Origin of the sequence: Rhizobium sp. AB2/73 (assembly GCF_020871915.1) — a bacterium.
GTDB classification, from domain to species: Bacteria; Pseudomonadota; Alphaproteobacteria; order Rhizobiales; family Rhizobiaceae; genus Rhizobium; species Rhizobium dioscoreae.
Map to the genome: position 1 here is coordinate 535,461 of NZ_CP067074.1, position 23,840 is coordinate 559,300.

General features: G+C 56.1%; 20 protein-coding genes and 5 pseudogenes. 11 read left to right on the forward strand and 14 right to left on the reverse strand.

The window, feature by feature from the left end; translation table 11 throughout:
* Positions 1 to 42: 42 nt before the first annotated feature.
* The 3 genes and pseudogenes from I8E17_RS33560 to I8E17_RS33570 form a co-directional block, all read right to left on the reverse strand.
* A pseudogene (locus I8E17_RS33560) lies at positions 43 to 198 on the reverse strand (recombinase family protein); the annotation flags it as partial.
* 781 nt (positions 199 to 979) lie between these two features.
* Complete coding sequence (locus tag I8E17_RS33565) at positions 980 to 1,744, reverse strand: class II aldolase/adducin family protein (protein WP_209160029.1); 765 nt, start codon at positions 1,742 to 1,744, stop codon at positions 980 to 982.
* Positions 1,741 to 1,995: pseudogene (locus I8E17_RS33570) on the reverse strand (TauD/TfdA family dioxygenase); the annotation flags it as partial. The gene I8E17_RS33565 and the pseudogene I8E17_RS33570, both read right to left, overlap by 4 nt.
* A 73-nt stretch (positions 1,996 to 2,068) precedes the next feature.
* Between I8E17_RS33570 and I8E17_RS33575 the strand changes: the two are divergent.
* The 3 genes from I8E17_RS33575 (at position 2,069) to I8E17_RS33585 (ending at position 4,525) form a co-directional block, all read left to right on the forward strand.
* Entirely contained in the window at positions 2,069 to 2,479 is a 411-nt protein-coding gene (locus tag I8E17_RS33575; protein WP_209160030.1) for a transposase, read from the forward strand.
* Positions 2,476 to 2,823: an IS66 family insertion sequence element accessory protein TnpB gene (gene tnpB / locus I8E17_RS33580; protein ID WP_209160031.1), complete on the forward strand. Its 348-nt coding sequence runs from the start codon at positions 2,476 to 2,478 to the stop codon at positions 2,821 to 2,823. Before I8E17_RS33575 ends, tnpB begins: the two co-directional genes overlap by 4 nt.
* 45 nt (positions 2,824 to 2,868) lie before the next feature.
* Positions 2,869 to 4,525 (forward strand): IS66 family transposase gene (locus I8E17_RS33585; protein ID WP_229002297.1). Its coding sequence is split into 2 segments (ribosomal slippage): positions 2,869 to 3,717 and positions 3,719 to 4,525, totalling 1,656 coding nucleotides; the frame shifts between segments, so codons are not numbered across the junction.
* Here the strand turns inward: I8E17_RS33585 and I8E17_RS33590 are convergent.
* On the reverse strand, positions 4,522 to 5,349 hold the full coding sequence (locus tag I8E17_RS33590; protein WP_209160032.1) for a TauD/TfdA family dioxygenase: 828 nt from the start codon (positions 5,347 to 5,349) through the stop codon (positions 4,522 to 4,524). The genes I8E17_RS33585 and I8E17_RS33590 overlap by 4 nt on opposite strands.
* 47 nt (positions 5,350 to 5,396) lie before the next feature.
* Between I8E17_RS33590 and I8E17_RS33595 the strand changes: the two genes are divergently transcribed.
* Positions 5,397 to 6,362, forward strand: a complete 966-nt coding sequence (locus tag I8E17_RS33595; RefSeq protein ID WP_209160033.1) for a LysR substrate-binding domain-containing protein — start codon at positions 5,397 to 5,399, stop codon at positions 6,360 to 6,362.
* 264 nt (positions 6,363 to 6,626) lie between these two features.
* Here the strand turns inward: I8E17_RS33595 and I8E17_RS33600 are convergent, their stop codons facing one another.
* From I8E17_RS33600 to I8E17_RS33615, 4 genes are all read right to left on the reverse strand, one after another.
* Positions 6,627 to 7,205, reverse strand: coding sequence for a hypothetical protein (locus I8E17_RS33600; protein WP_229002298.1), 579 nt, complete (start codon positions 7,203 to 7,205; stop codon positions 6,627 to 6,629).
* A 159-nt stretch (positions 7,206 to 7,364) separates the two neighbouring features.
* Positions 7,365 to 8,588: a pyridoxal phosphate-dependent aminotransferase gene (locus I8E17_RS33605; RefSeq protein WP_209160034.1), complete on the reverse strand. Its 1,224-nt coding sequence runs from the start codon at positions 8,586 to 8,588 to the stop codon at positions 7,365 to 7,367.
* 11 nt (positions 8,589 to 8,599) lie between these two features.
* Entirely contained in the window at positions 8,600 to 9,262 is a 663-nt protein-coding gene (locus tag I8E17_RS33610) for a TetR family transcriptional regulator C-terminal domain-containing protein (protein WP_209160035.1), read from the reverse strand.
* Positions 9,259 to 10,137 carry an arginine deiminase family protein gene (locus tag I8E17_RS33615; protein ID WP_209160036.1) on the reverse strand — a complete coding sequence of 293 codons (879 nt, stop codon included), beginning with the start codon at positions 10,135 to 10,137 and terminating at the stop codon, positions 9,259 to 9,261. The genes I8E17_RS33610 and I8E17_RS33615 overlap by 4 nt, the downstream gene beginning before the upstream one ends.
* A gap of 211 nt (positions 10,138 to 10,348) precedes the next feature.
* Between I8E17_RS33615 and I8E17_RS33620 the strand changes: the two genes are divergently transcribed.
* The 6 genes and pseudogenes from I8E17_RS33620 to I8E17_RS33645 all read left to right on the forward strand — a co-directional run.
* Complete coding sequence (locus I8E17_RS33620) at positions 10,349 to 11,122, forward strand: ABC transporter ATP-binding protein (RefSeq protein WP_209160037.1); 774 nt, start codon at positions 10,349 to 10,351, stop codon at positions 11,120 to 11,122.
* Positions 11,123 to 11,283: 161 nt separating this feature from the next.
* Positions 11,284 to 12,066, forward strand: a complete 783-nt coding sequence (locus tag I8E17_RS33625; RefSeq protein ID WP_209160038.1) for a transporter substrate-binding domain-containing protein — start codon at positions 11,284 to 11,286, stop codon at positions 12,064 to 12,066.
* A 42-nt stretch (positions 12,067 to 12,108) separates the two neighbouring features.
* Complete coding sequence (locus tag I8E17_RS33630) at positions 12,109 to 12,831, forward strand: ABC transporter permease (RefSeq protein ID WP_209160039.1); 723 nt, start codon at positions 12,109 to 12,111, stop codon at positions 12,829 to 12,831.
* A gap of 23 nt (positions 12,832 to 12,854) precedes the next feature.
* The gene (locus I8E17_RS33635; RefSeq protein ID WP_209160056.1) at positions 12,855 to 13,667 is read left to right on the forward strand and encodes an ABC transporter permease subunit; all 813 of its coding nucleotides are present in this window, start codon (positions 12,855 to 12,857) and stop codon (positions 13,665 to 13,667) included.
* A gap of 395 nt (positions 13,668 to 14,062) precedes the next feature.
* The gene (locus tag I8E17_RS33640; RefSeq protein WP_209160040.1) at positions 14,063 to 14,965 is read left to right on the forward strand and encodes a DMT family transporter; all 903 of its coding nucleotides are present in this window, start codon (positions 14,063 to 14,065) and stop codon (positions 14,963 to 14,965) included.
* 276 nt (positions 14,966 to 15,241) lie between these two features.
* Positions 15,242 to 15,453, forward strand: a pseudogene (locus I8E17_RS33645) (transposase); the annotation flags it as partial.
* A 42-nt stretch (positions 15,454 to 15,495) separates the two neighbouring features.
* Here I8E17_RS33645 and I8E17_RS33650 read toward each other — a convergent pair.
* The 6 genes and pseudogenes from I8E17_RS33650 to I8E17_RS33675 form a co-directional block, all read right to left on the reverse strand.
* A pseudogene (locus I8E17_RS33650) lies at positions 15,496 to 15,731 on the reverse strand (Tn3 family transposase); the annotation flags it as partial.
* Between the two features lie 26 nt (positions 15,732 to 15,757).
* Positions 15,758 to 16,747: an HD-GYP domain-containing protein gene (locus I8E17_RS33655; RefSeq protein ID WP_209160041.1), complete on the reverse strand. Its 990-nt coding sequence runs from the start codon at positions 16,745 to 16,747 to the stop codon at positions 15,758 to 15,760.
* Between the two features lie 88 nt (positions 16,748 to 16,835).
* Complete coding sequence (locus I8E17_RS33660; RefSeq protein ID WP_209160042.1) at positions 16,836 to 17,279, reverse strand: chemotaxis protein CheW; 444 nt, start codon at positions 17,277 to 17,279, stop codon at positions 16,836 to 16,838.
* Positions 17,280 to 17,317: 38 nt separating this feature from the next.
* A complete protein-coding gene (locus I8E17_RS33665; RefSeq protein ID WP_209160043.1) occupies positions 17,318 to 19,246 on the reverse strand; it encodes a methyl-accepting chemotaxis protein in 1,929 nt (642 codons plus the stop codon).
* 674 nt (positions 19,247 to 19,920) lie between these two features.
* Positions 19,921 to 20,948 (reverse strand): annotated as a pseudogene (locus I8E17_RS33670) (IS110 family transposase).
* Positions 20,949 to 21,594: 646 nt separating this feature from the next.
* Positions 21,595 to 22,461 (reverse strand): AraC family transcriptional regulator, encoded by an 867-nt coding sequence (locus I8E17_RS33675; RefSeq protein WP_209160044.1) that lies wholly within the window; start codon positions 22,459 to 22,461, stop codon positions 21,595 to 21,597.
* A gap of 190 nt (positions 22,462 to 22,651) precedes the next feature.
* Between I8E17_RS33675 and I8E17_RS33680 the strand changes: the two genes are divergently transcribed.
* Complete coding sequence (locus I8E17_RS33680) at positions 22,652 to 23,821, forward strand: sugar ABC transporter substrate-binding protein (RefSeq protein WP_209160045.1); 1,170 nt, start codon at positions 22,652 to 22,654, stop codon at positions 23,819 to 23,821.
* Positions 23,822 to 23,840: the final 19 nt, after the last annotated feature.

A 23,840-nucleotide genomic window follows, 5' to 3' on the forward strand; every position in this document is an offset into this window, starting at 1 on the left:
CAGAAGCAACGGCTGAGAGCGGCGGCCACGGGAAATTGGTGCATAGCGGATAGCATCCGCCAGCCCCGGCCGATCGGTCTTCACACCCGACGCCTTGTCCCCGAACAGTTTCTTGCAACCGGCCTTCTTCAAGGCGTCTATCTGCAACGCTGTATCCTGGTCCCCGGTCGAGACCCTTGCATAGCCGATCGCTGTCATAAGGTGCGATTTGTCCGATTTCCCGTTTAATGGCAATGTCCGCGGACAAAATCTGTGGTCGCCGCCAAACGTTCGTTTGTCGGACAGGCACTTCCGGTTCGCTGTCTAATGTGCGAACGCCGCCTTAGCCGCAAGGTCGAGCTGTGTATCAGTTCCGCTTTTCAATTGTTCGATCGACAGTGGAACGAATTTGTCAGGCTGAACGCCAACACCCTCGAAAGGTCTGTCGATCTTTCTGAACGTCTTATGACTCGGCGGAGACCGCAACTTGCTGGGCTTTATTCCCCGCTGCCAACATGGCGGACGGGCACCAGTCTTTACCGAGTGAAGCGAGGACGCGCCCATTAGCCGGCACAATCCTAGCACTTTGCCTTACCGGTTCATTGAAGTAAAAAATCGCCACCTAGCGCAATTGCCCCTAACTTTCGCACCGAGATATCCACGATCAGCAAGAAATCTGAGTGTTCAAGGGTCAGCGTCCGACGACGGTTTCAAGCCGATCGTAGCATATTAAGGGCCTTGAAGTCCCCGACGCTTTATTAAAGCCCGTCCTCGTGTTCGGCCCTGAATCCGAGACGCTCTCCTTCGCAGGTTCCGGCGGATGCCAAACCGTATGCATCTCGAAGAGACCTTCCGAAACTTCAGCAGCGCATTTTTCACGGCTTTGGCAATTCCTACATTGTGCGGCCTTCTCATCAGTAAGCTTTGCCCTGTAATCCCTTGTGGACTTGGGAGCCAAACCGAACAGCGGGGAAAATACGCTCGACATAAATGAACTTCCTCAATCACGGAAAGACGGGTCGACTTTGTCCAGCTTGGACTTAAGATAGTCGAAGTGAGCGAACGCCATATCGTTGTAGTCATACCACCCCTGTGCGGTCTTTTCCGCGATCTCGTCCGACATCACGTTTAGCGGCTGTCCCGAGGCATAAGCAAGCATTAGCGTCCGGGCGGCGCGTTCGAAGAAATACAGGTGTTCGAAGGCTTCTGGCACAGATCCTGCAGTGACCGTTACACCGTGGTTTCCCATCAGCAGTATCGGATGATTGCCCAAGGCCGAGACCAAGCGCGCACCTTCCTCCGCCTCGTCAGCCAGACCTCCGAAGTTTAAGTCGGCACCGACGAGTCCGAAGAACCGCGCGGTGTTCTGGTCGATGGGTTTCATCGTCGGGTCTTTCAGTGATGCCAATGCGGTTGCATAGGGTGGATGGCAGTGGAGCAGCACCTTCGCCGACGGCATAGCACCATGGATTGCCCCATGGATGCACCAGGCAGAGGCGTCCGGCGCGTTTGGACGGGTCATCGTCTCCAGATCGTCAAGGTTGAGGAGCAACAGATCGCTTGCCCGAATGGTCGCGAAATGCCTCCATTTTGGGTTCATTAAAAATTTTCTTCCATCAGAGGAAGCAGCAGCGCTGAAATGGTTTCCGACCGACTCGTGCCAATTAAAATCTACGGCAAGCCGAAATGCGGCTGCCAGATCCACACGCACCTGCCATTCGGAGTTTTCGACATTCAAAGGAACACTGGTAGCGATGGCACTCATTTGAAACGCCCTTCACTAGTCAGGGCACGATAGGTGCTTCGCATCTCACCACGATCGGTGTAACAGCCACGCAGATGGCGATCGCCGCTCTCGGCGGTGTAGGAAGCGCGGCCGTGAACAATCCGGTGATTGTCGAACACAATGCACTCGCCTGCGTTCAGATCAAAGATATCTGCCATATGCTGGCTAATCGTCAGGCCGGAGACATCGCCGTGACTGTCCAACTCGATGACTCGTTGGCGGGACGTAAGCCCACGGTGAAGGCCGTCTTGCGATGACGGCCTGCTGACTGCCAGTCCTAGTGGTAACACTAGGAGTAGTCATATGACGAAGCATCCAATTGAGGTGATCACGTCCGTAGAGCGCCGTCGGCGCTGGTCACGAGAAGACAAAGAGCGCCTGGTCGCTGCCTGCTTTGAGCCAGACGCGGTCATCTCCGAGATTGCCCGCGCGGCTGGTATCCATGTCAGCCAGTTGTTTCGTTGGCGCAAAGAGCTGTGCCGGCTCGAGGAGCCGCAGACCGAGACGGGAACCGTGTTGGTGCCGGTGATCGTGTCCGAGGCCATTTCATCAGTCTCTCCCATTCAGCCGGAACCGCCCACCACACCCCATCCTCGTCGGAAGCGCAGCGATGTAACGATCGAACTTGGTCGGGGTCGGCGCGTCCGCGTTGATAGCGACATCGACACGGAAGCGCTTGGCCGCATTCTCGATTGCGTGCTGGGTCGTCGATGATCCCGGCTCCTGTTGGCGTGAAGGTCTGGCTGGCGACAGGCCATACCGATATGCGCAAAGGCTTCCCCGGCCTGTCGTTGATGGTGCAGGAGGCGCTGAAGCGCGACCCGATGTGCGGTCACCTGTTCGTATTCCGCGGCCGCGGTGGCGGCCTGATCAAGGTGATGTGGCATGACGGCCAGGGAGCCTGTCTGTTCACGAAGAAGCTGGAGCGTGGCCGCTTCATCTGGCCATCAGCGGCCGATGGCACAGTGGTGATCACGCCCGCGCAGCTCGGTTATCTGCTGGAAGGTATCGACTGGCGGATGCCGCAAAAGACGTGGCGACCGACGTCGGCCGGATAAGCAAAAACACTGGAATGACGGGGTCGAATATGATTCCATCCTGTCATGAACGATGCGACCGAAGAGCTTCCGGACGACCTTGCCAGTGCCCTCGCACTGCTGGCCCAGGAACGCGCTCGACGTGTCGCAGCCGAAGCAGAAGTGGCGACCGCCAAGGCAGAAGCCGCCAGTGCTAAGGCACTCGTATCGCATTCCGAGGCGCTGATCGCGCGGCTAAAGCTGGAGATCGACAAGGTTCGCCGTGAACTCTACGGCAGCCGGTCCGAGCGCAAGGCGCGACTCCTGGAGCAGATGGAATTGCAACTCGAGGAGTTGGAAGCGGACGCCGGTGAGGATGAACTGACGGCGGAAATCGCCGCCAAATCCTCAGCCGTCAAAGCATTCGAGCGCAGGCGTCCGTCACGCAAGCCCTTTCCCGAACACCTGCCACGCGAGCGCGTCGTGATCGCCGCTCCCGCCAATTGCGCCTGCTGTGGATCGGCCAAACTGTCGAAGCTCGGTGAGGATATCACCGAGACCCTGGAAGTCATCCCGCGTCAGTGGAAGGTCATCCAGACGGTGCGGGAGAAGTTTACCTGCCGCGAGTGTGAGAAGATCACACAGCCACCCGCACCATTCCACGTAACGCCCCGCGGTTTTGCAGGACCGAACCTGCTGGCGATGATCCTGTTCGAGAAGTTCGCCCAGCACCAGCCGCTCAATCGCCAGAGCGAACGCTATGCCCGCGAAGGCGTCGATCTTAGCCTATCAACGCTGGCCGACCAGGTTGGTGCTTGTGCCGCGGCGTTGAAGCCCATTCACTCCCTCATCGAGGCGCATGTCCTTGCTGCCGAACGTCTGCACGGCGACGACACGACCGTGCCGATCCTTGCCAGAGGAAAGACCGATACGGGCCCGCATCTGGACCTATGTCCGGGACGATCGGCCGTTCGGAGGGCTCTCACCGCCGGCCGCCCTTTACTATGCCTCGCGAGATCGACGGCAGGAACATCCTGAGCGCCACCTGAAGACCTTCACCGGCATTCTGCAGGCGGACGCCTATGGCGGCTACAATCCACTGTTCAAGGTCGATCGCGATCCCGAACCGCTGACGCAGGCACTCTGTTGGGCACACTCGCGGCGCAAGTTCTTCGTGCTCGCCGACATTACCGCAAACGCCAAGCGTGGAAAGAACGCCGCGCCGCTCTCGCCTATGGCGCTCGAAGCCGTCAAACGGATCGACGGCCTGTTCGATATCGAGCGCGAGATCAACGGGCTGACGGCCGATCAACGCCTGGAACGTCGCCGCAAGGAAAGCCTGCCGCTCGTCGATGATCTGCAGGCCTGGCTTCAAACCGAGCGGGCAAAGCTCTCACGCAGTTCTCCGGTCGCAGAGGCAATTGACTACATGCTCAAGCGCTGGGATGGCTTCACGTCATTCCTGGACGACGGCCGGATTTGCCTTACGAACAACGCGGCCGAGCGAGCTCTGCGAGGCTTCGCACTCGGCAGAAAATCGTGGCTCTTCGCCGGATCAGACCGCGGTGCAGATCGAGCAGCCTTTATGGCCACATTGATCATGACGGCAAAGCTCAATGACATCGATCCCCAGGCGTGGCTTGGCGACGTTCTTGCCCGTATCGCGGACACGCCGATTATCAGGCTGGAGCAACTGCTTCCGTGGAATTGGACACCGCCGACCATCAACGCAAAAGCGGCCTAACCTGCGGCCTTCACCGGAGGCTTACGGCGGGACCGCATATCATAGGTATCATGCTCGCAGTAATAGGGAATGTCGGTCGTTGACAACAGCGCAAAATCGGCGGGTCGCTCGACCTTCAGGTCGTTGGCGACGGCTGCTCCATCCAGAAAGAGGTTTGCTCCACCCTCGACGGAATTTGCTCTGCAGTGGAGGAACTGAACACCAGGAGCTTCATCCTCGGCCGGGGTGTCGGTATGGAGTTCGAGAGCCTTTGCTGTGTAAGCCAGATTGGTCGGCTTGATATGTGTGCGGACGTCGAAGAACTCGCCAAAGAATGTCGGACGGATATGTCCAATGAGCCTGGCTGTCTCGGTCAGACCTTCATCGCTGTCAGGCATATCGGTGATGATAGCGACGCCTTCGACAATCATGGACTCAATCCATTTGGCGACAACAGTCTTGTCTCGCAGCAGTTCCGGCTGAGTGAAGCGTGCGATGTCCTTGTAGTGGTAAGAATACCAAAGCTTACGCGGTAGATCGGCTGGGTCGACGCGGCGCTTCCCAGAGGCGTACTGCGCAAGCGAGGCCAAACCATGCCGGGTGACATGACCAGTGCCGCGCCACACGATCTCGAGATGGCCTTCGGAAATCATCGCGCTTTCCGCCTTAGGCTCGTTTTCTTCGTGGAAGATGTCGTACGTCCGCTCTCGGGTCTGACTGTCAAACGATGTCGGGCAGTTGTCGCGAAGCCAGTAGTAGTTGAAATAGGCCGTCGTCCCGTCGTTGAAGGGAGTTTCAAGGCCCTTGTCCTTTAGTTTGATTGCGTGCGACAGACTGACATCCATAGACTTGGTCCTCTCGGTTTTTGTCCGGCGTTCGCACGGACTTCGATGTGGCAAATCTGTCGTTGAAATTCCGTTTTTGGAAGCCTACAAAAACTAATAGCAATATAATTCAGGATTATACTGTGCGCCGTCCTTTACCCCCACTTCGTCTTTTTACAGTCTTCGAATCGGTATTGCGGCATAGAGGCGTCAAGCACGCGGCTGATGAGTTGAATGTTTCCCAACCGGCAATCAGTCAATCTCTCCGGCAGCTCGAGGAGTCACTGGGTGTGAAGCTCCTGGACCGAAGCACGCGTCCGCTGACCGTGACCGAGGCCGGAGCGATACTGTTGCGGGCAACGACAGAGAGCATTGCGAAAATATCGGAGGCCATTATAGAGATCGACGAGCTTAGAGATGCATCATCCGCTTATATTACGGTCGCGTGTTCAGTCGGTTTCGCTACCTTTTGGCTGATGCCTCGGCTTTCTTCATTTTACGCCTCTCACCCCGACGTTTCCGTTAACGTTGTGACGACGGTGCAGGGTGCGCCGAGGCTCTTGCCGGGCATTGACATTGCCATTCGCTTTGGCAATGGGGCATGGAACGATGGCAAAGTCCGCAAGCTATTCGATGAGCGTGTCGACGCAGTGTGTAGTCCCGCGTTCCTCTCTCGAGCCAAAGACCCTAATACCTTGATAGATACAGCGCCGTTGATCCATGTAGACGTTGAGGACGAACGGTGGTTGACGTGGGAGTATTTCCTGTCGGCAACCGGAGCCTCATTGAGAAAGAAGACCGATGGGCCACGGTTTACAAACTACATCCAAGCGTCCCAGGCTGCCATTGCAGGCCAAGGTCTGATGCTGGGATGGCGTTCGATAACCGGCGACGCGGTCAAAGAGGGCCAACTGGTAACAATTCTCGACAAGCCGTTGATACCAAAAGACAGCTTTTTCCTTGTTTTGCCGCCATCAACATCCGTGAAAGCTCCGCAGCGCCAGCAGTTTTCAGATTGGCTTTTAAGCGTGTGAGAGGCGTGCAAAAACTAGCCACGGTCGCGGACACTTAGTCCTAGCTTCCGGCGGAAAATATCCGGGCACGTGCCATGAGATTTTCAACGAAGGGAGACACAAGTTAAAAGTAGATACCGTGTCGATTGGCTGTAGGCTAAGGACTCGACCAGATTTCCTCGGTGATCCGACGCAAGGAGAGCGCCTTCTGACGGCGGTCAGACATCTCCTCACCACGCGCATCTGTGATGGCATAGGCTGGCGGCCCGAGTTCACTCAGGAAAATCACCGTGTCATTCGCCGCCTCCCGCTGCTTCCAATCGCCCAGTCCATATCGCCACCAGTCGGTGAACGTATCGAGCCAGATCTTGTGCTGCGAAAGTCGATCTGCACTTGTACCTGGTTGCGCGTCGCCACGCGCCCTTGAAAAGAATCAGCCTGCCGCAAGATCTGGCGTACCATCGCCTGGTACTGTTCGGTAATCGGCTGCATCGGATCGGCATGCCTTCCTCGGTGGCCATGGCATTGGCGGATGACAGGAATCATTTCTTCGAGCTTAACCGGCATCACCTGCCCGACGACGATGACATAGGGTGAACCGATATCCTTCGCGAAGCGCAGCGCCGGCCGCAATTCGTCGATCATCGTCGGAAAAGCCGTGAGCAGGCTGGCAAGCCCCGTCCGGGCAAATTCAGGAACTGTTGCTTTGGCCTCATCCAGCGCGAGTGCGCCCAGATCGATCGACATGCCATGCCAGCCATCCGATTTGATGATGTCGAACCGCTCGACGACCGGCAGTTCCGGGCGTTCGGGATGGCTGCTCTTTGTGGCCCAGCGAGATTGATAGAATCGGATATCGGGCATCTGCCCTCTGTCTCCAACTCTTACAACAACCAAGCCTAAAGAAGCAGCTCACTTGCACTTTAGCCGGCGCGTCCAGTCGACATGCCGGCACCGGCATGGTATTTTTCGGTGAACTCTGTGCTGAGCCATCGCCACAGGTCGGCTCGAGCGCATCAGACTTCATGTCCCGTAGACATACTCCGATTGAGCAGCCTCGTGAATGCTTGCTGTCTCAGCGTGAATGCGCGCTGCAAGGCGGCTGATCCTCTCGCATGCTTCTGCAAGAGACGAATCTACCACGGTTAAACTTAAGCGGATGTAGGCACTTGCATGCCCGCCAAAGGAAGAGCCAGGCATAACAGCAACGTTTTCTTCCTCAAGCAGCCTCCAGGCGAAGGCTTCGCCCGAGAGGCCGGTGCCTGAGACATCCACGAGGATGAACATTCCGGCCTCGGGCGGGAGAGGGATGATGCCGGTTGCGTTACCCAGAGCAGCAACGACCTGCGCGGCACGTGCACCATAAGAAGCGCGCATGATCGATGCGGTCCGAATTTCATGGGTCAGGGCGTAAGCCGTCATATCAGCAATAAAGGGTTGGCCGCCGAAAAGCATCGTTTCGGACACGGGCAGAAGCCGGCGGGTAAAATCCGCTGGCCCGATCGCCCATCCGCTTCGAAAACCAGGGGCGGCATGAGATTTGGAGATGGAGGAGACGACAATCGTACGCTCCGCAAGTGCGGCGATGTCGAATGGTGAGGCGAAAGTTCCCGAAAAAATCAGTTCCTCATAGACCTCGTCGCAAACGATCCAGAGATCGTGCCTTCGACAAACCTCGCCAAGCGCCTCGATATCCTTGCTTGTCAGCACCGCGCCGGTCGGATTATGCGGCGTATTCAAAAGCAGCACCCGGCAATCGGGCGTGATCGCCCTTTCCAGGTCCTCTACCTGCATGCGAAAGCCTTCTTCCTGACGCAGGGGGACAGTGATCCGATGGGCTCCGGTCGACTGGATGACGCCGTCATAGGTCGCGTAAAGCGGATCGCCTACCAGAACCCCATTGCCCGCTTCCACTAGGCCCAGCATGACCGCAAACAGTGCCGTCTGGGTACCGGGAAAACACAGGACATTGTCAATGTTCACACCTGCACGACGTTGTGCGTAACGGGCGGCCAGAGCTTCCACGACAGCCGCTTCGCCACGGCCGTTGGAATAGCGATAACGGCCCGCATTCATGGAACGTTGGCATTCGGCGATAAGGCTGGGGTCTAGTGGTTGGTCCGGCTCGCCAATCGTGAGCTCGATGACATTGACGCCGCTCGCCTTCATCTGACGAGCGCGAATGTGCAAGGCCCACTTGCCAGAGCCCAGATTGGCAAGTCTGTTGGTGATCGAGGCATATCGCATGGTTTCTCCAACTATTGTTCTGCGCGGTTTTGTCCGCGCTCTTGGGCCGCAGCCTCATCGATGGGTTCGAATTCTAGTCCGAGCAGCGATTCGACGGTCGACACCGCGACCGTCGCCAACTCCGAGTTTGTAAAAAGCTCATGCGCCAGGCAGGCTTCCAGCCACAGACCGTCGATCATGCCGTTGATCGCAATGGCAAGGCGGCGGCAATCTACTTCAACGACCGTCCGGCCACGTGATCTCAGAAAATTTGCAATCAGGCCCTGCAAGTCGTCGCGAAAGTCCAGGTATCCTTGACGATGGATCGCGGCCAGTGTTGCATCGACACGTACCTTGCCGATAAAGGCCGCCCAGATCGACAGGGTGCGGTTGTTGGCGACCGGTGCGGTTAGATTCAGTGTAATGAAGTCCCGCAGCTGTCGACCCGGAGTGCCCTCCATGTCGACCGCCTTGGCGGCAAAGGTGGCCACAACAGAACGATACGCCTCCGCCACCATTTCTTCCTTGCTCTCGAAGTAATGCCGCAACAGCCCGGCTGTCACACCCGCCCGCAACGCGATCTGGCGCACGGTAGCGCCCTCCAGTCCCGCCTCGGCGATGCAATCGAGTGTCGCTTCAATCAGCTCTTGCCGCCGTTCTGCTTCCGGAGCCCGATGAAAAGTCGCCCGGCTCATGCGGCCTTCCTAAGGATCGGTCGGGTCAGGCAGGTCGGCCCGCCCTCGCACGCGATGCAAAGGGCACTCGCTTCGAAAACACTGACCCTGCAGCCGACGGCTTCCATCGCCGCCTGGGTTTTGGGAAAACCGGCCACCATGATGACTTCTTTGGGGCGCACCGGCAGAACGTTGAGGCTAAGGCCATTGCTGGCATGGAACTCGTCGGCCGGCGCCTCGATCAGTCTGACACCTCGTTCTTTGAGCAACTGGTAGAAGGGGGCGGGCAACAGGGGCGCGAACACGAGAGCGATGTCATGGGCAAGGGGGCTCATCACTGGCATCAGATGCAGGCAGGCTTCCTCGCCCTGCCATAGGGGAAGATAGTAGCTTAAAACTCTAATACCGTAGGTACCGAGCATTCCAGCAAGCTGCGAGATGCCGTTTGCATTGCTGCGCACGCCACGTCCGACGACCAGCGTTGTGGGATCGAGCCAGATACAATCGCCACCTTCCACGGTGCCGGGTGCTTCAATTCTTCCGATGACGGGAATGCTCGCCTTGTCATATGCGGCTTCATGCAGTGCCGTTTCGCCATTGCGAAAGGTTTTGCCCATGCGCAGGATAATCGCACCATGACCCGTCATCAGAGACGGATCATGGGTAGACATCGCATCGGCCAGACCATCTCCGCTATCTTCGAACCAGAGTATCTCCGCTCCGGATGTCTCGATGAATTTGGCGAACTCCCCATATTGGCGGACCGCGGTTTCACCGTCGAAGGTGGGGCCGTAGCGCCATTTTTCCTGGTCCGCCTGTATGGGGCTTCGGCCTGGACGGCGCATTAAAACCCTTCCGAGATCGTTGACCATTCCCTGAAAACCGTACCCTGTCATCCCTGCGCCCCTGTTCAAACTTTAGTCATTTCCGTGACATGCCAAAAAAATCGGCCACTTCGCTATTATACACTTGTATAACTGCTGAGCAACTGCCATTATCGCGTCAAATAAGCAGTACGTGACTGGGCAATCTCCACACGACAAAAACAATGGGAACTGGCTTCATGACTTCAATTTCGAATGCCAATGTTAGGGCCGTGTGCGTCCCATGACAGGAAGCGCGCCAGCCATTATCGTCGAGAACCTGCACAAGCGTTTCGGCCCGCTTGATGTTCTCAAGGGTGTTTCGCTGACGGCCCGCCAGGGTGATGTTATTGCCATTATTGGCGGTAGCGGCTCAGGAAAATCGACATTCCTGCGCTGCATCAACATGCTGGAACTGCCCACATCGGGCTCGGTCCGTATTCATGGAGAAAGCATCTCCCTGAAAAAGGACGGTTATGGAGGCTTGATGCCGTCCGACCGCAAGCAAGTCCAGCGGCTGCGGACTCGACTGGCGATGGTCTTCCAGAGTTTCAATCTGTGGCAACACATGACCATCTTGGAGAATGTCATCGAAGTGCCGGTACAAGTTCTCGGCAAATCGAAGGCTGAAGCAATCGAAACGGCAGAGGACATTCTTCGACGTGTCGGGCTTTTTGACAAGCGGAACGCCTATCCGGCCTTTCTATCCGGCGGCCAGCAACAGCGCGCCGCCATTGCCCGGGCCTTGGCAGTCCAGCCCCTGGTGATGTTGTTCGACGAACCGACATCGGCTCTTGATCCGGAACTGGTTGGCGAAGTTCTAAGGGTGATAAGCGATCTTGCCAGCGAAAGACGCACCATGATCCTCGTGACCCACGAAATGAAGTTTGCGCGGGACGTCGCCAACCATATTGTCTTCCTCGCCGATGGCGTCATCGAGGAGCAGGGGCCGCCCGAGCAGGTGTTCGGTGCGCCGAAATCCGAGCGCCTGAAGCGCTTCATCAGCGCGATCCACTGAAGCATTTGCGCCTTTCGTCGGATCGGGAAAACATGCTCTGTTTTCAAACGATCAGCACGCAATCGCTTCGACATTCTGGAATTGCTGCAGCGACCTCGTCAGTGTCGTCGCACGCAATAGTGCCATGCGTGCCGTTGTATTAACCAAAAGATAGGATGCACATGAACAAGCCGCTTAAATTCGTTGCATTGTCGTTCGCGGTCGCACTCGCTGCGGTAACCTCCGCAGCATCAGAACCGATCAAGGTCGGCATTGCCGCAGAACCATATCCGCCCTTCACCTCGCCAGACGCACAAGGGAACTGGGTGGGCTGGGAAATTGATTTCGAAAAAGCCGTCTGTGCAGAAGCCAAACTCGATTGCATGATTACCCCCGTTTCGTGGGACGGGATCATTCCGGCACTGATGTCCAAGAAAATCGACCTTATCATCGCCTCGATGTCGATCACCGATGAGCGCCTGAAGACGATCGACTTTTCCGACAAATACTACAACACACCAAGTGCCGTCATCGGAACGAAGGGCGTCGATTTCACAGCGACGCCGGAAGGCCTTGCCGGAAAGACAATTGGCGTCGCGGTTTCCACGATACAACAGGTCTATGCGACCAAATATTTCGGTAGCGCCGGTGCGACCGTCAGGGAATATCAGACGCAGGATGAAGCCAACCAGGATCTGGCATCAGGCAGGATCGACGCGGTCCAGGCCGATTCGATCGCACTCGATGCCTTCCTGAAGACTGAGGTTGGCAAGGCATGCTGCGATCTGAAAGGCCTTGTCAAGGATGATCCTTCCATTCTGGGAGCTGGCATCGGCGTCGGCATCCGTAAGGGCGATGCCGACCTCAAGGCAAAGATCAATGCGGCCATCAAGGCTATACGCGCAAATGGCACCTACGCCGCATTCTCGAAGACGTATTTCGATTTCGATGTCTATGGAAACTGATGATGCGCCCTGCGGAAGCCGGCTCTAGCGTGGTTCAATTTCATGACTGATCCTGTGTCCCAAATTAACTGGGCTTTGCTCGCGGTCGCACCACCCGGATGGGGTGGTGTGCTGCTGGCGGGCTTCATCAACTCCGTCGAAATTGCGCTTGGCGGCTTTTGTTTCGGCCTGCTTCTCGGCGTCGGCGGTGCGTGCGGAAAACTCTATGGCGGTCCCCTGATTCGTGATCTCCTGGAATGTTATACGATCATCGTGCGCGCAGTTCCGGAGCTCGTTCTGATCCTGCTGATCTTTTATGCCGGCACCGATGGCATCAATCAGGTGTTGAGCCTGATGGGGATCGGTGCCGTCGATATCAACGGTCTTGTCGCCGGCATCTTCGTCATCGGCTTCGTACAGGGTGCCTATTCGACCGAGGTCTTGCGCGGCGCCATCAACGCCGTCCCCGCCGGGCAGATCGAAGCTGCACGTTCCTACGGCATGCCTCCCACCAAGGTCATTGCGCGCATCACCCTACCGGCGATGCTGCCCCATGCAATTCCAGGTCTTTCCAATCTCTGGCTGATCGCCACAAAGGACACCGCGCTCCTGGCGGTTGTCGGCTTCTCCGAACTAACGCTTGTTACGCGTCAAGCAGCAGGGACGACCAAGGAGTATATGCTTTTCTTCAGTGCAGCCGGAGCTCTCTATCTGGCACTGACGCTCGTTTCGAACCTCTTCTTTAAAATCATCGAGCGACACGCTCGACGCGGCTTTGCGGTGTGACCATGACTATGCCCCCGGACCCGATGACCGACGCCGTGCCGATCGCTCCCGTAGACCTGTCGATCAAGGGTAGCTTCTTGAAACCGCATCGCATCGTGCTGATGCTACTGGTAGCTGGCATTGTATGTTGTATTGTGCTGTTCATGCGCTGGGACTGGCTGCCGCGCTATCTGCCACGCATAGGCCAGGGCGTCTTGGTGACGCTGACGATGCTGTTCGGCACTGCTGCTCTCGGTTTCCTGCTCGCCGTGCCGCTGGGTTTGCTCCAGGTCACGGGACCAAGTATCCCGAAATTGCTTGCCCGGGGCTTCTGCACGATCATTCGCGGCACACCGCTGCTACTACAGCTATGGTTGCTCTATTATGGGCTCGGCTCGCTGTTTCCGCAATTTCCTGCCATCAGGCAATCGTGGTTATGGCCTTACCTGCGGGAAGCTTGGCCCTACGGCGTCGCAGCCCTGACCATCTCGTTTGCTGCTTATGAAGGGGAGATCATGAGGGGCGCGTTCGCCGGGGTACCGGCAGGAGAGCTGGAGGCGGCACGAGCCTACGGAATGAGTAAATGGACAGTCTTTCGCCGCATCTGGCTGCCTCGAGCGATGCATCGAGCGCTCCCGACCCTGAGCGGTGAAACTGTGCTGCAGCTCAAGTCGACCCCACTTATTGCAACGATCACCGTTACCGATGTCTACGCCGTCATCTCCAAGGTGCGGCAGGAGACCTACTTAACCTACGAGCCTCTCCTGTTACTCGCTTTGATCTATATGTTATTGACCGGTGCGTTGGTCCTGGCGTTCCGCGCACTTGAAAACCGTATTCCGACGCGTCGTCCATGACAGGACTTCGGGTGCTGCCCGTTCAACCCGGTTCTCGATTGCGCAACGATTGAGGAACCCCTTGGTACGGCCGATGGCGTGGCGCGTTAACGCCGGCAATCGAGCTTTCGGTTGCCAAGAATCCAGAGCCTCGGCCGAGCAAGAGGATTACCAGAACGACAGCAAGATTGCGGGCGCAGCACGTATCCGGTTGCCGTGCTGTGGCAAGGCTGACGACCGCGGTACAGGGGAGTTTTTGATCGTACTTCGTCCTTCACCGATGTTTGTGCCAATTCCGTTGCTGAAAACGGAAACGTCTTCCTTAAGGAGCCTGATACTTGGCACGACGAGACAAACAGGCTCCCCGACATACGGCTGATCGCCGGACACGGCAGCCCCACGAGCAGGAGACAAAATTGGCAAGCCTCCGCAAGTCCGGCATGGCACGAAGCCGACCGACCGACCGACCGATGCAAGGCATCTTGCTTTGCATTGTTGCCTACGGTTTTCTGTGCCTACAGGACGCCGCCATGAAATGGCTGGTCGAGGATCATTCGGTCACCGTATCATTGTTCTGGCGCAGCCTCGCGGTGCTTATGGGTTGCCTTCTGCTCGGAGGACGGCGAATTGTCCGCGATGCCGCGTCATCATCGGCCAAGGGCCTCGTCGTGTGGCGGGCACTCGTCTCGGTCACCGCTTGGGTGCTCTACTATCTGGCCGCCCGTCACTTGAGCCTGGCCGAGATGACTACGCTTTATTTTTCCGCGCCGGTGATCGTCGTAATCCTTGCAGTTTTACTTCTCAAGGAACGAGCAAACCCGTGGCAATGGATCTCCGTCCTGGTTGGTTTTACCGGGGTCATCGTCGCCACCGGGCCGGGGGGGGCGAGCGAGCCGCTTGCCGTGGTCATGGTGCTGGGGGCCGCCGTGTTCTGGGCGTACAGCTATATTTTGATGCGCCAGCTTGGCGGGCGCATGGGCCTCGCCGCCCAGGTTATGATGACTAATCTCGTGTTTGTAGCGGCTATGGGGGCAACCTTGCCCTGGCAGGGGTCAATGCCGGGCTGGGATCAAATCGGTGCAATGGCGCTCGTTGGCCTTGTTGGAGGTCTCGGTCAACTCGCGCTCTTTGCGAGCTTCGAGCGGGCTAGCGCGACCATGCTGGCGCCTTTCGAGTATAGCGGTCTCGTGTGGGCCTTCCTCATTTCGACGATCTTCTGGGGCACGCCGCTCGACGGCGCGGTCCTGCTTGGCGCGGCGATAATTGCAGCGAGCGGCATCATCGGCGCTGTTGCCGCCAAGAACGTTAAGAGCTCATAAAAACCCCTTTTCGATACCCGGGATTCGCCAGTGGATTGCAGCAGAAGCAAGGAAAGCCACTGTCGTGTTTCCATCAAGCCTTAACGACTTGAAAGTCCTTGTGTAATCGTCAACACCTGTGACTTGAAGGCCAAGGGAAGCGTATTAGTCGCATATGAAATTGGTGCAGGAATCAAATCTCAACACTTTAGTCTATGCGGCTGGGATCGAAAAGAGGTTGATTGATCCAGCACGCCGCACAAACATAACGCCGCCCGCCGCCATCACCCCGGTAAAATGAAGTTCAAGGTGACGAACTGGGCGGAGTATGATGCGGGCCTTCGCCGCCGTGGCAGTTTAACCCTTTGGATAAAGCCGGAAGCGCTGGCGGACTGGGCAGCCACACGTCGCAGAACGCGCGGTGGTCAGCCACTCTATTCGGATCTGGCGATCGAGACTGCTCTGATGCTGGCATGGTGTTTGGGCTGCGTTTGCGCCAGAGCGAAGGAGCGATGCCCCCTACGTCAATGTCCAAGGAAAATCGCGCTTACGGCTTTAGCATCGGTACGCCAGAATCTTGCGCCGCCGACATCTGCAATGCGAGGGCTGAACTGGTATCCGGGCAGATAAAATATGCCGAAGATCGTGTAGGTGTATCCGGTCGTGTCGGTCGTTATCCCGGTGGGCTAAAGCTCTGTCTCCTGCTCCAGCACAATGGCGAGCAGATTGAAGCTATCGCGCAGGGTGCCGGAAACGGTCATCGCGTAAGGCCGGTGAACTGGCTACTCGCGAAGAGCCAGCCCATTGCGGCATTTAACACAGTCCGCTGATCGCCACACCGGAAACAAAGGCCTTTAGAAGATCCGGATCGAAGTGGCCTGGTGAATTCATCATCGTGTCAATCGCTTCGGCTTGTGTCCAAGCGCGCTTGTATGGACGTACCGTCGTCAGTGCGTCATATACATCGCAAATTGCTCCGATCCGGGCAATCAACGGGATTTCCTTTCCCGCCAGTTGCCGAGGATATCCCGAACCGTCAAATTTCTCGTGATGATGAAGACACATATCGAGAACTGCTTTTGAGACCCCCGGCACCCTTTTCAAGATTTTATAGCCGCGGTCTGGATGCGTCTGAATGATAGACATCTCTTGAGGTGTCAACTTTCCCGATCTTTCTAGCAACCCAACCGGCAGGGTCATTTTTCCAAGATCGTGCACCAGTCCACTCACGCCGAGAGTATGGATTGTCCCCCCCGAAAAGCCAAGGTCTCGTCCGAATGCAATCATCAAAGCGCTCACCGAAACCGAATGAAGAAACGTGCTTTCATCCTTGTTTTTGAGTTTGGCAAGCTGGATCAATGCCCCGGCATTGGTCAACGCATCAGCCATGACTTTTTCGACCGCTTGGCACGCCGCTTCAAAATGGAAAACGTTACGTTGCGCTTGGGCCAGCACATTTTGAACATGTGGGCGGGTCTGTTCTATCGTTTTTCGCGCCCGCGCAATCTGCTCCTCTGAAAATGAGTTATCGAGATCAGAGGCGGAACTTAATAAGTTCAAATCATTGACGGCGCCCGAAGCAATATTGGCATCAATACCTTTCTTGATGTCGATAACGACACTCATCGCGCAGCTGCCCCGTACCCGATCAAGATCGGACTCGGTTTCAATGAAGAACTCGCAGACAGTCATTGCTCCACCACGCGCCGCGCCTTCCAACTCCTCGACAAACATTCCCTTTCGCACCTGGTGCAACCGAATCCGTTTTCGCAAAGTCCCTCCAGTGCCGCCACGCGGCCGCATTGTATTAGCGCAAAGAACGACAAGTAACTCAAGAGTATAGGGTTAGAACGCGAAAACGAGACTCGATACTCATCTTTTATGTACTTGGCTAAGCAGCGATCGTCCTCATTGTTTCAGTTTTTCCGAACATGGCCTGAAGGTTGAGAAAGCAGATCATGCCCGTTGGCTGGGCGATGATCGCCTCAGCAAAGCGCATGCCGGAGGTGACACTGATCTCCGGAACCGGCTGGAGAAGGTTTTCTTGGATCGTCAGGATGTCCGAAACCATATCCACGACGAGACCTATGGCGGTACCATTGACCTCGGCAACGACGATGGCGCTTCGCGGGGTTGGCTCAGTGCTCGGCATTCCGAGCTTGTTGGCAAGGTCGATGATTGGGATCACCGACCCACGCAGGTTCATAACGCCGACCACGTCATGAGGAGCATGTGGAATCGGAGTAGATTGGCCCCATCCGCGAATTTCGCGGATGGTTGTCGTGCGCATGCAAAACTCCTGGTCGTGGAGTTTGAATGCGATGATCTCAAGCATTGCGTCAGTAACGCCTGCCGGCGTGTACGCACCGCTTATCAAAAATCCTCCCACGTATGCTTGGCGGCGGCATTTCCGGAAAAAGCCTTTGCAACTTTTCCGGCCAGATGCCTGACCGGTGAGTCCACCTGACGGTGCGTGGAGCTTGCCGCCATGACTGTGGCTGTCTGATGTAGCGCACCGACAAGTTGAAACTGCGAGATCAGTTCTCGTAGCCTACCGCTCTCGTTGGCAAGCGTAGCTCCGGCCGCACTGGTCTCCTCCACCATCGCAGCGTTCTGCTGGGTGACCTGGTCCATCTGGTTGACAGCAGTGTTAACCTCGGCGAGACCGACCGACTGCTCTTTTGCTGACGTCGCGATTGAGTCCATGTGCTGATTGACAGCAACAATATAGCCCTCGATGGTCTTCAGCGCCTGGCCTGTCGCGCTGACCAACCTGACGCCGTTTTCAACCTCGACGGAGGAGTTGCGGATCAGGTCCTTGATCTCCTTGGCGGCTTGGGCGGAGCGCTGGGCAAGTTCGCGCACTTCTTGTGCAACGACGGCAAAGCCCTTGCCTGCATCGCCGGCACGTGCTGCTTCCACCCCAGCATTGAGCGCCAGCAGATTGGTCTGGAAGGCGATCTCGTCGATGACGCCGATGATGTTGGAGACTTGGTTGGACGAGGCCTCGATCTTCTGCATCGCGTCGACGGCATTGGCGACGACCAGACCAGACTCGGCCGCACTTTCATTCGCTTGCACTGCAATTTTGCGGGCGTCTTCGGCACGTTTGGACGAGTTGGCCACATTAACAGTGATCTGGTCTAGTGCGGCCGCCGTTTCTTCCAGTGCCGATGCCTGCTGTTCGGTCCGCTTGGACAGATCGTCGGCGCTTGCGCTAACCTCCTTGCTGCCGGTATCGATCGCGGTGGTCGCCTCGGCGACAGACCGCAGGGTTTCCGACAGTTGCGAGACAGCGGCGTTGAAGTCGGCGCGAAGGGTTTCGAAATCAGATGCGAACGGATCAATGAGTTTGAAGGTCAGATCGCCGCTCGCCAGATGCTTCAGGCCTTCCCCTAGACCGACAGTGGCCTGAGCCATTGCTTCGGAGCGAAGACGATCGGCCTCCGCCTTAAGGCGACGCTCTTCCTCCGTCAGGTTTCGGTTTGTGGCAGCTTCCTGCTCAAGACGCATATTGGCGATTGCATTGTCTCTGAACACGGCGACCGCCTGGGCCATCTCCCCCACTTCATCCTTGCGACCCAGGCAAGTAATAGGCTCGTCGGTTTTACCATCAGCCAGCGTCAACATGCGAGCCCGCAATGTGTTGATGGGCCCGGTAATCCCGCGGCTCGAAACAAATAGGGCCGCCAATATCAAAACTATGAAGAGAGTGACGAGCGAACTGATGAAGGTGAAAATCGTCGACTGCATGTTGGCAGTCATCTTGTCATTCTCGGAGCCCACATATGCTATCATCGTATCAACGCGCGAGCGCATTTTGTTTCTTAGCTCATCTACGAGAGGGTCGACAGTCGCGAGGATTTGCTTCGCTTCTTCGTCCTGATCCTTATTGGCCAGAGCTACGACTTTGTCCGTCATGCCGAGCACCGAGCCTACCTGAGTTTTTATTTCTGAAATTTCACCAGCCATCTCGGGCATGAGCCTATCCAACTGAACGAAACGGTCAGCAATCCGCTGGGTATTTTTGCTATAACTGGCAAGAACGGTCGCCATGTACGGATCGTTAGAGGTGTAGAGCAGCGATTGATCGGCATTATATACCGCTACAAGAAGAGCAGTATTCATTCTCGCCAGTTCAACAGCTGCGATGGCATCGTTTTTTATGAAGTCGCTGTACGTTGTGTCAGCGTCTCTGTAATTTAATGAGATCGCAGTGACGCTCGCAATTCCCGCAACGCAAAGAGGGATGATCAACGCGAAGATCTTCGTGCGTATTTTGGTATTTTTCATGAATGACATGACGTTGTTCTCCTGGCAAATAGTAATCATTTGTTGATGGAAAGATGCCAGACAGTAAAATCATTTCACCTTTAGGCGATTGAGACGAATACATTTTCGTCATATGTGTTAAATTTTCGCCGGAAACTGTCCGGCTAAAATCATTACCTGAGTAAACGGTGATTTTAGGTATGATTGAGTTGTGAGGGAACTGCGCCACCGAGAGCAAATTATTCTGTCGAATGCCGTTGGAGACGAAGTCGATGTCATCTAGTGGTATTAGGTCTTCAGATCGGTCCTTCCTCAACCCGTCGATTGGAGAAAGAAACGACAAATGCTGATGTTGTGGTAGATCCCCAACTATGGTCTTCTTGCGCCATCTCCATGCGCCGCTACGTTAGATAAAACATTCGATAAAAATGTAAATAAAAATGTAATACTACAAATTTATTTCCACGTGTGTATTTATATTTTCGCGATCATTTCATAGTATTCGCAATATTGACACTTCCTTTGCAGTCTGGATATTACTGCTGGCCGGTATGGAGCTAAGCGGGGCTGGCGCAAATCAGTTCTACGAGCTCGAGGCCCACTGAGCCGGCGGCATTTCCCCCCTCTTTCGAATCTCTTGTCCTTACCGTTCGCTTATCTACTCACACGCCGACGATCCGATCTCACTATATCGTCAGCTTTGCTTACGCGTTTGCGAGACTGTTATCTTTGTAATTCTCATTCTTCGTCATCGTCGCCCAGACGGATCGAGCCATCTTATTAGCAAGCGCAATAGCAACGAGCATACGCGGCTTGCGCATCAACATACGCCCGAGCCATGAGTTTTCGGAGGAGGGCTTTCGGCATGCCCATCGGATCACCGTCGTTGCACCGATAATCAAAAGCCGCCGAATATCGCGCTGTCCCATCTTTGACGTCCGGCCGAGCACCTGCTTTCCTCCGCTCGAATGTTGTTTAGGTACAAGCCCGAGCCAAGCTGCAAAATCACGTCCCTTATGAAACGTCGTCATAGTTGGAGCAAACGCCTCTATCGCCATGGCCGTGATTGGCCCGCGCCGGGCATTTACATCAGCCGAGTGGTATTATCCGATTGCTGAGCTTCAGATTTGAGTACCTTCTCCAGGTTGGAGATACGGGTAGTTAGAAGATCAATCTGCTCCAAATAAATCCGGGCAGTTTCCACAACCAGGAGCTCAAGGCTGCTGTCATCGTCTTCTACGATGCCCTTCACCGCGGCCAAGCTTGCAAGCCCTTGCGGTGCAATCACCCCATGTTTTGCCAAGTGAGCACGAAGAGCGTTAATCAACTGCGTCCGCTGACGCACGACTACATCGCGCGTCCGAAAGATCATGGAAGAAGCTTGCTGCTTCTCCGTTTTCGGCACGACAAAACTCATCAAGGGGCGGATGGCGGCCTCCACGATGGCTTCAGCATCTGCCGCGTCATTCTTTTGCGGTTTGACGAAAGGCTTAACATAAGCCGGTGGCAGCGGCCTAACTTCATGGCCAAGGCTCCCAATTTCGCCAGCCCAGTAATGCGCAGTCGCACATGCTTCCATCGCAACGATACACCTCGGCAACTCAGAGAAAAAAGCCAAAACATGAACGCGAGATAGCTTCTTACAAAATAACAAATCGCCATCGGCGCCGGCCGCGTGGAGCTGGAATACCCGCTTTGCAAGGTCTAGACCTACAATGCTAACTTCCTTGATGGATGCTCTCTCCTCTGAGTGACGTTGTTGCAAATATCACTTCGGCACATTGCGATGCCGTCGGGAGGGGGCATCCACTCCATCGCTCCCCAAACATGGGGTCTTCAGCTGCGAGAGAGGATCGGCTTCAAAAGAGCTGCCGTGGCTTTCGCGCCAAAGCTGGCTGTCAGTTGATGGGGTTGCATCGCTGTCTCAGCTGAATGCGTCGTCCAAATTGAAGGCTCGTGCTGCGAACCTCCATCATGCGGCGACTGATGTCGACAGCGAAGACAACCAAGCACTCGGCAGCGCCGCTTACAAAAGATTGCTATTGACGCCCCAATTGCGACTAGACAACTCCATCAGTTCTGCTATGGCCCCGGCATTCGACTTGGCCCTACTTTCGAAGATCGGTCTTCCCGTCTCGTCCACGACAAAAAGTCTGTTTCCCGTTGTGATAGGTCGAGGCAAACGTAGTGTTTTATGCGATTCTCCTTCGAAAATGAGACTCAAATATTGAGCGTCATTCGAAGAACGAAGGCGAGCAACTACGTCATCGTATCCAAACGGGCCTGACGCAACCTCGATGACATCACGCCGCTCACTCACGCGATCTGTAGTTGATTTTTAAAGACGGATCTTTAAGCCGATTTCTTCTGTCTGCGAGTTACAGGTGTCTATTAGACCTGAAATCCGTCGGGCTTTCGCCCATCAATTGTCGGAACTGGGTAGAGAAGTGGAACGCTGAGTGAAAACCCAGGATGCCCGCAATCTCCTTGATCGATTTGTCGGTGTTTAGCAGAAAGTCGCTGGCGCGCTGGATGCGGACAATCATCTGATATTGCTTGGCCGACATACCTGTCTGCTCACGAAACAGGCGCCGAAAATAGGGGTAGCTGACCCCCAGCTCTTCGGCGAGCTGCTCGACAGACAAGGGCTGACCGCACCTTTCCATGAGAATCATCCGTGCACGATCGACGAGCCTGCCGAAGGAGTTGCTGTTTATATCGGTGGGCCTGCATAAAAGGGCGAGCATTTGCAGGCCGAGAGTTGAGATCAGGGGTTGACTGCGCAAGGGTTCGTTCCGCGCCAATGCATGTATCGATGCGAAAACGCCTGCAATCTCGGAGGTGCCAGCATGAACCGGTTGCTCCGGATGCAGCAGACCGGCATCGCAAGCAAAGTCAAATGCGCTTCCCCGGCATTCGATCCAGTGCTCGACCCATCCGGTGCGACGATCAGGAGCAAACCGGTGCCAGACGCCTGGAAAGAGCAAAAAAATGGATCCTTGCCCGATCGTGACCTGTCGACGCTCGGCTCCGAATTCCAGCCGCCCTTTGCCGGCGCTGATCTGCACGACCTGATAAGCATTGAGGATGCGACCACGCGACCAACTGAAGTGATGGTCGTCCGGATGACGGCTCGGCGGGTAGTCGGAGTGGGGTGCGATTTCTGTATAGCCGGTGGACACGGCCGTACATCCCCAGGCGGCGCAAAGACGATTGTCCGGCATGTAAACAAAATAGTTCTTCATGTTCCTTGCTGCACCTGAGGATCATATTTTGTATGCAAAAGATCATTTTTGCGGAATATGCTGTCGTGTCAACGAAAATGCTTGGTGTTAACGTCAAGAGGAAAGGTCAGTTTTCGGATGACCTGAACATCTGCGCTGAGATCATCAGCGCTGCCGCTGCCAGGGAGGGCAGGGGCCGGAGGAGAGAGACATGAAACATCAAGCCAGACTGCTGGTAGCTGCTGCGTGCTTTGCAGCGTCTGCCGCCCATGCCCAGGATTTTCATGGGTTTGACCCGCTGAAGTTCGACGGAAACATGCTATCTGCTGAAAATCTGGAGGCGATGGCGGCGGATGCGGCCAAGGTCACCCCGCCGAAGAACGGCAAGGGCTACAGCATCGGGTTCGCCAATCTGCAGCGCGATATTTCCTTTGGTGTGCTTGTGGAAAAGGGCATCCAGCGGAATGCGGACGCCGCGGGCGTCGAACTCGTAATCACGGACAACCGTCTCGACGGGCCGACGGCGCTGGCCAATGCTAAATCCTTTGTCGAGCGCAAGGTCGATTACGTCATAGAATTCCAGACGGATGCCAATTTCGGCCAGGCTGTGATGGAAGTCTTCAACGCGGACGGCACAAAGGTGACCGCGATCGATATTCCTATGCCGGGCGCGAGTTTCTTCGGAGTCAACAACCCGAAGTCGGGCTTCATGGGCGGGTCCTATCTGGCGACGGCAGCTGCCAAAAAATTCGGCGTCAATGTCGTCAAGACCGGTTATCTCGTCATCGGCGCCCTGCCGCAATCGGGCGTCATCCCGCGCATGCGCACGGAAGGCCAGCGGGCCGGCTTCATGGCGCTGACCAAGGAATTCCCGGCCAATCACATCATCGAGATCGATACCAAGAATACGCTGCAGGAATCCTTTACACAAATGAACAATGTCATCGGCCGCATTCCACCGGGCGTACCGATCCTCATCATAGCGATCAACGACCAGGCGACGATGGGGATGCTGCAGGCCGTGCGGGCTGCGGGTCGCGTCGATCAGACGATCGCGGTCGGCAACGGCGCAGACGAGGCCGAGGCGCTTGCGACCGATCCGAACTTGGTTGCCGCCACCGGTTCGTTCCCCGGCAGCTACGGCAACTATCTGATCCCGATCGCACTTTCGGCTCTGGCCGGGAAGCCCGTTCCGGAGGCGACGTTCGTGACCCATCAGATGGTCACCAAGGCCAATATCTGCCAGTTCTACAAGGAGTTTCCCTGCGTCGGCGAGGCGGATAGCTACGTATTCCCGGAGACGGAATTCGCAACCTATCTCGCAGATCTGAAGAAGCAGGACTGGCTGAAGGGCTACGAGGCCATTCTCCCTCAGCAGTGAGCGGGATAACGTCCAGGGA

Excerpts from the sequence above, each read along its gene's own strand:
- I8E17_RS33615 (WP_209160036.1), bottom strand. The coding sequence starts at position 10,137 with ATGACAGGGTACGGTTTTCAGGGAATGGTCAACGATCTCGGAAGGGTT.
- I8E17_RS33630 (WP_209160039.1), top strand. The coding sequence starts at position 12,109 with ATGACTGATCCTGTGTCCCAAATTAACTGGGCTTTGCTCGCGGTCGCA.
- I8E17_RS33635 (WP_209160056.1), top strand. The coding sequence starts at position 12,855 with ATGACCGACGCCGTGCCGATCGCTCCCGTAGACCTGTCGATCAAGGGT.
- I8E17_RS33600 (WP_229002298.1), bottom strand. The coding sequence starts at position 7,205 with ATGCCCGATATCCGATTCTATCAATCTCGCTGGGCCACAAAGAGCAGC.
- I8E17_RS33605 (WP_209160034.1), bottom strand. The coding sequence starts at position 8,588 with ATGCGATATGCCTCGATCACCAACAGACTTGCCAATCTGGGCTCTGGC.
- tnpB (WP_209160031.1), top strand. The coding sequence starts at position 2,476 with ATGATCCCGGCTCCTGTTGGCGTGAAGGTCTGGCTGGCGACAGGCCAT.
- I8E17_RS33620 (WP_209160037.1), top strand. The coding sequence starts at position 10,349 with ATGACAGGAAGCGCGCCAGCCATTATCGTCGAGAACCTGCACAAGCGT.
- I8E17_RS33660 (WP_209160042.1), bottom strand. The coding sequence starts at position 17,279 with ATGCTTGAGATCATCGCATTCAAACTCCACGACCAGGAGTTTTGCATG.
- I8E17_RS33675 (WP_209160044.1), bottom strand. The coding sequence starts at position 22,461 with ATGAAGAACTATTTTGTTTACATGCCGGACAATCGTCTTTGCGCCGCC.
- I8E17_RS33575 (WP_209160030.1), top strand. The coding sequence starts at position 2,069 with ATGACGAAGCATCCAATTGAGGTGATCACGTCCGTAGAGCGCCGTCGG.
- I8E17_RS33655 (WP_209160041.1), bottom strand. The coding sequence starts at position 16,747 with ATGCGGCCGCGTGGCGGCACTGGAGGGACTTTGCGAAAACGGATTCGG.
- I8E17_RS33590 (WP_209160032.1), bottom strand. The coding sequence starts at position 5,349 with ATGGATGTCAGTCTGTCGCACGCAATCAAACTAAAGGACAAGGGCCTT.
- I8E17_RS33565 (WP_209160029.1), bottom strand. The coding sequence starts at position 1,744 with ATGAGTGCCATCGCTACCAGTGTTCCTTTGAATGTCGAAAACTCCGAA.
- I8E17_RS33680 (WP_209160045.1), top strand. The coding sequence starts at position 22,652 with ATGAAACATCAAGCCAGACTGCTGGTAGCTGCTGCGTGCTTTGCAGCG.
- I8E17_RS33665 (WP_209160043.1), bottom strand. The coding sequence starts at position 19,246 with ATGTCATTCATGAAAAATACCAAAATACGCACGAAGATCTTCGCGTTG.
- I8E17_RS33610 (WP_209160035.1), bottom strand. The coding sequence starts at position 9,262 with ATGAGCCGGGCGACTTTTCATCGGGCTCCGGAAGCAGAACGGCGGCAA.
- I8E17_RS33625 (WP_209160038.1), top strand. The coding sequence starts at position 11,284 with ATGAACAAGCCGCTTAAATTCGTTGCATTGTCGTTCGCGGTCGCACTC.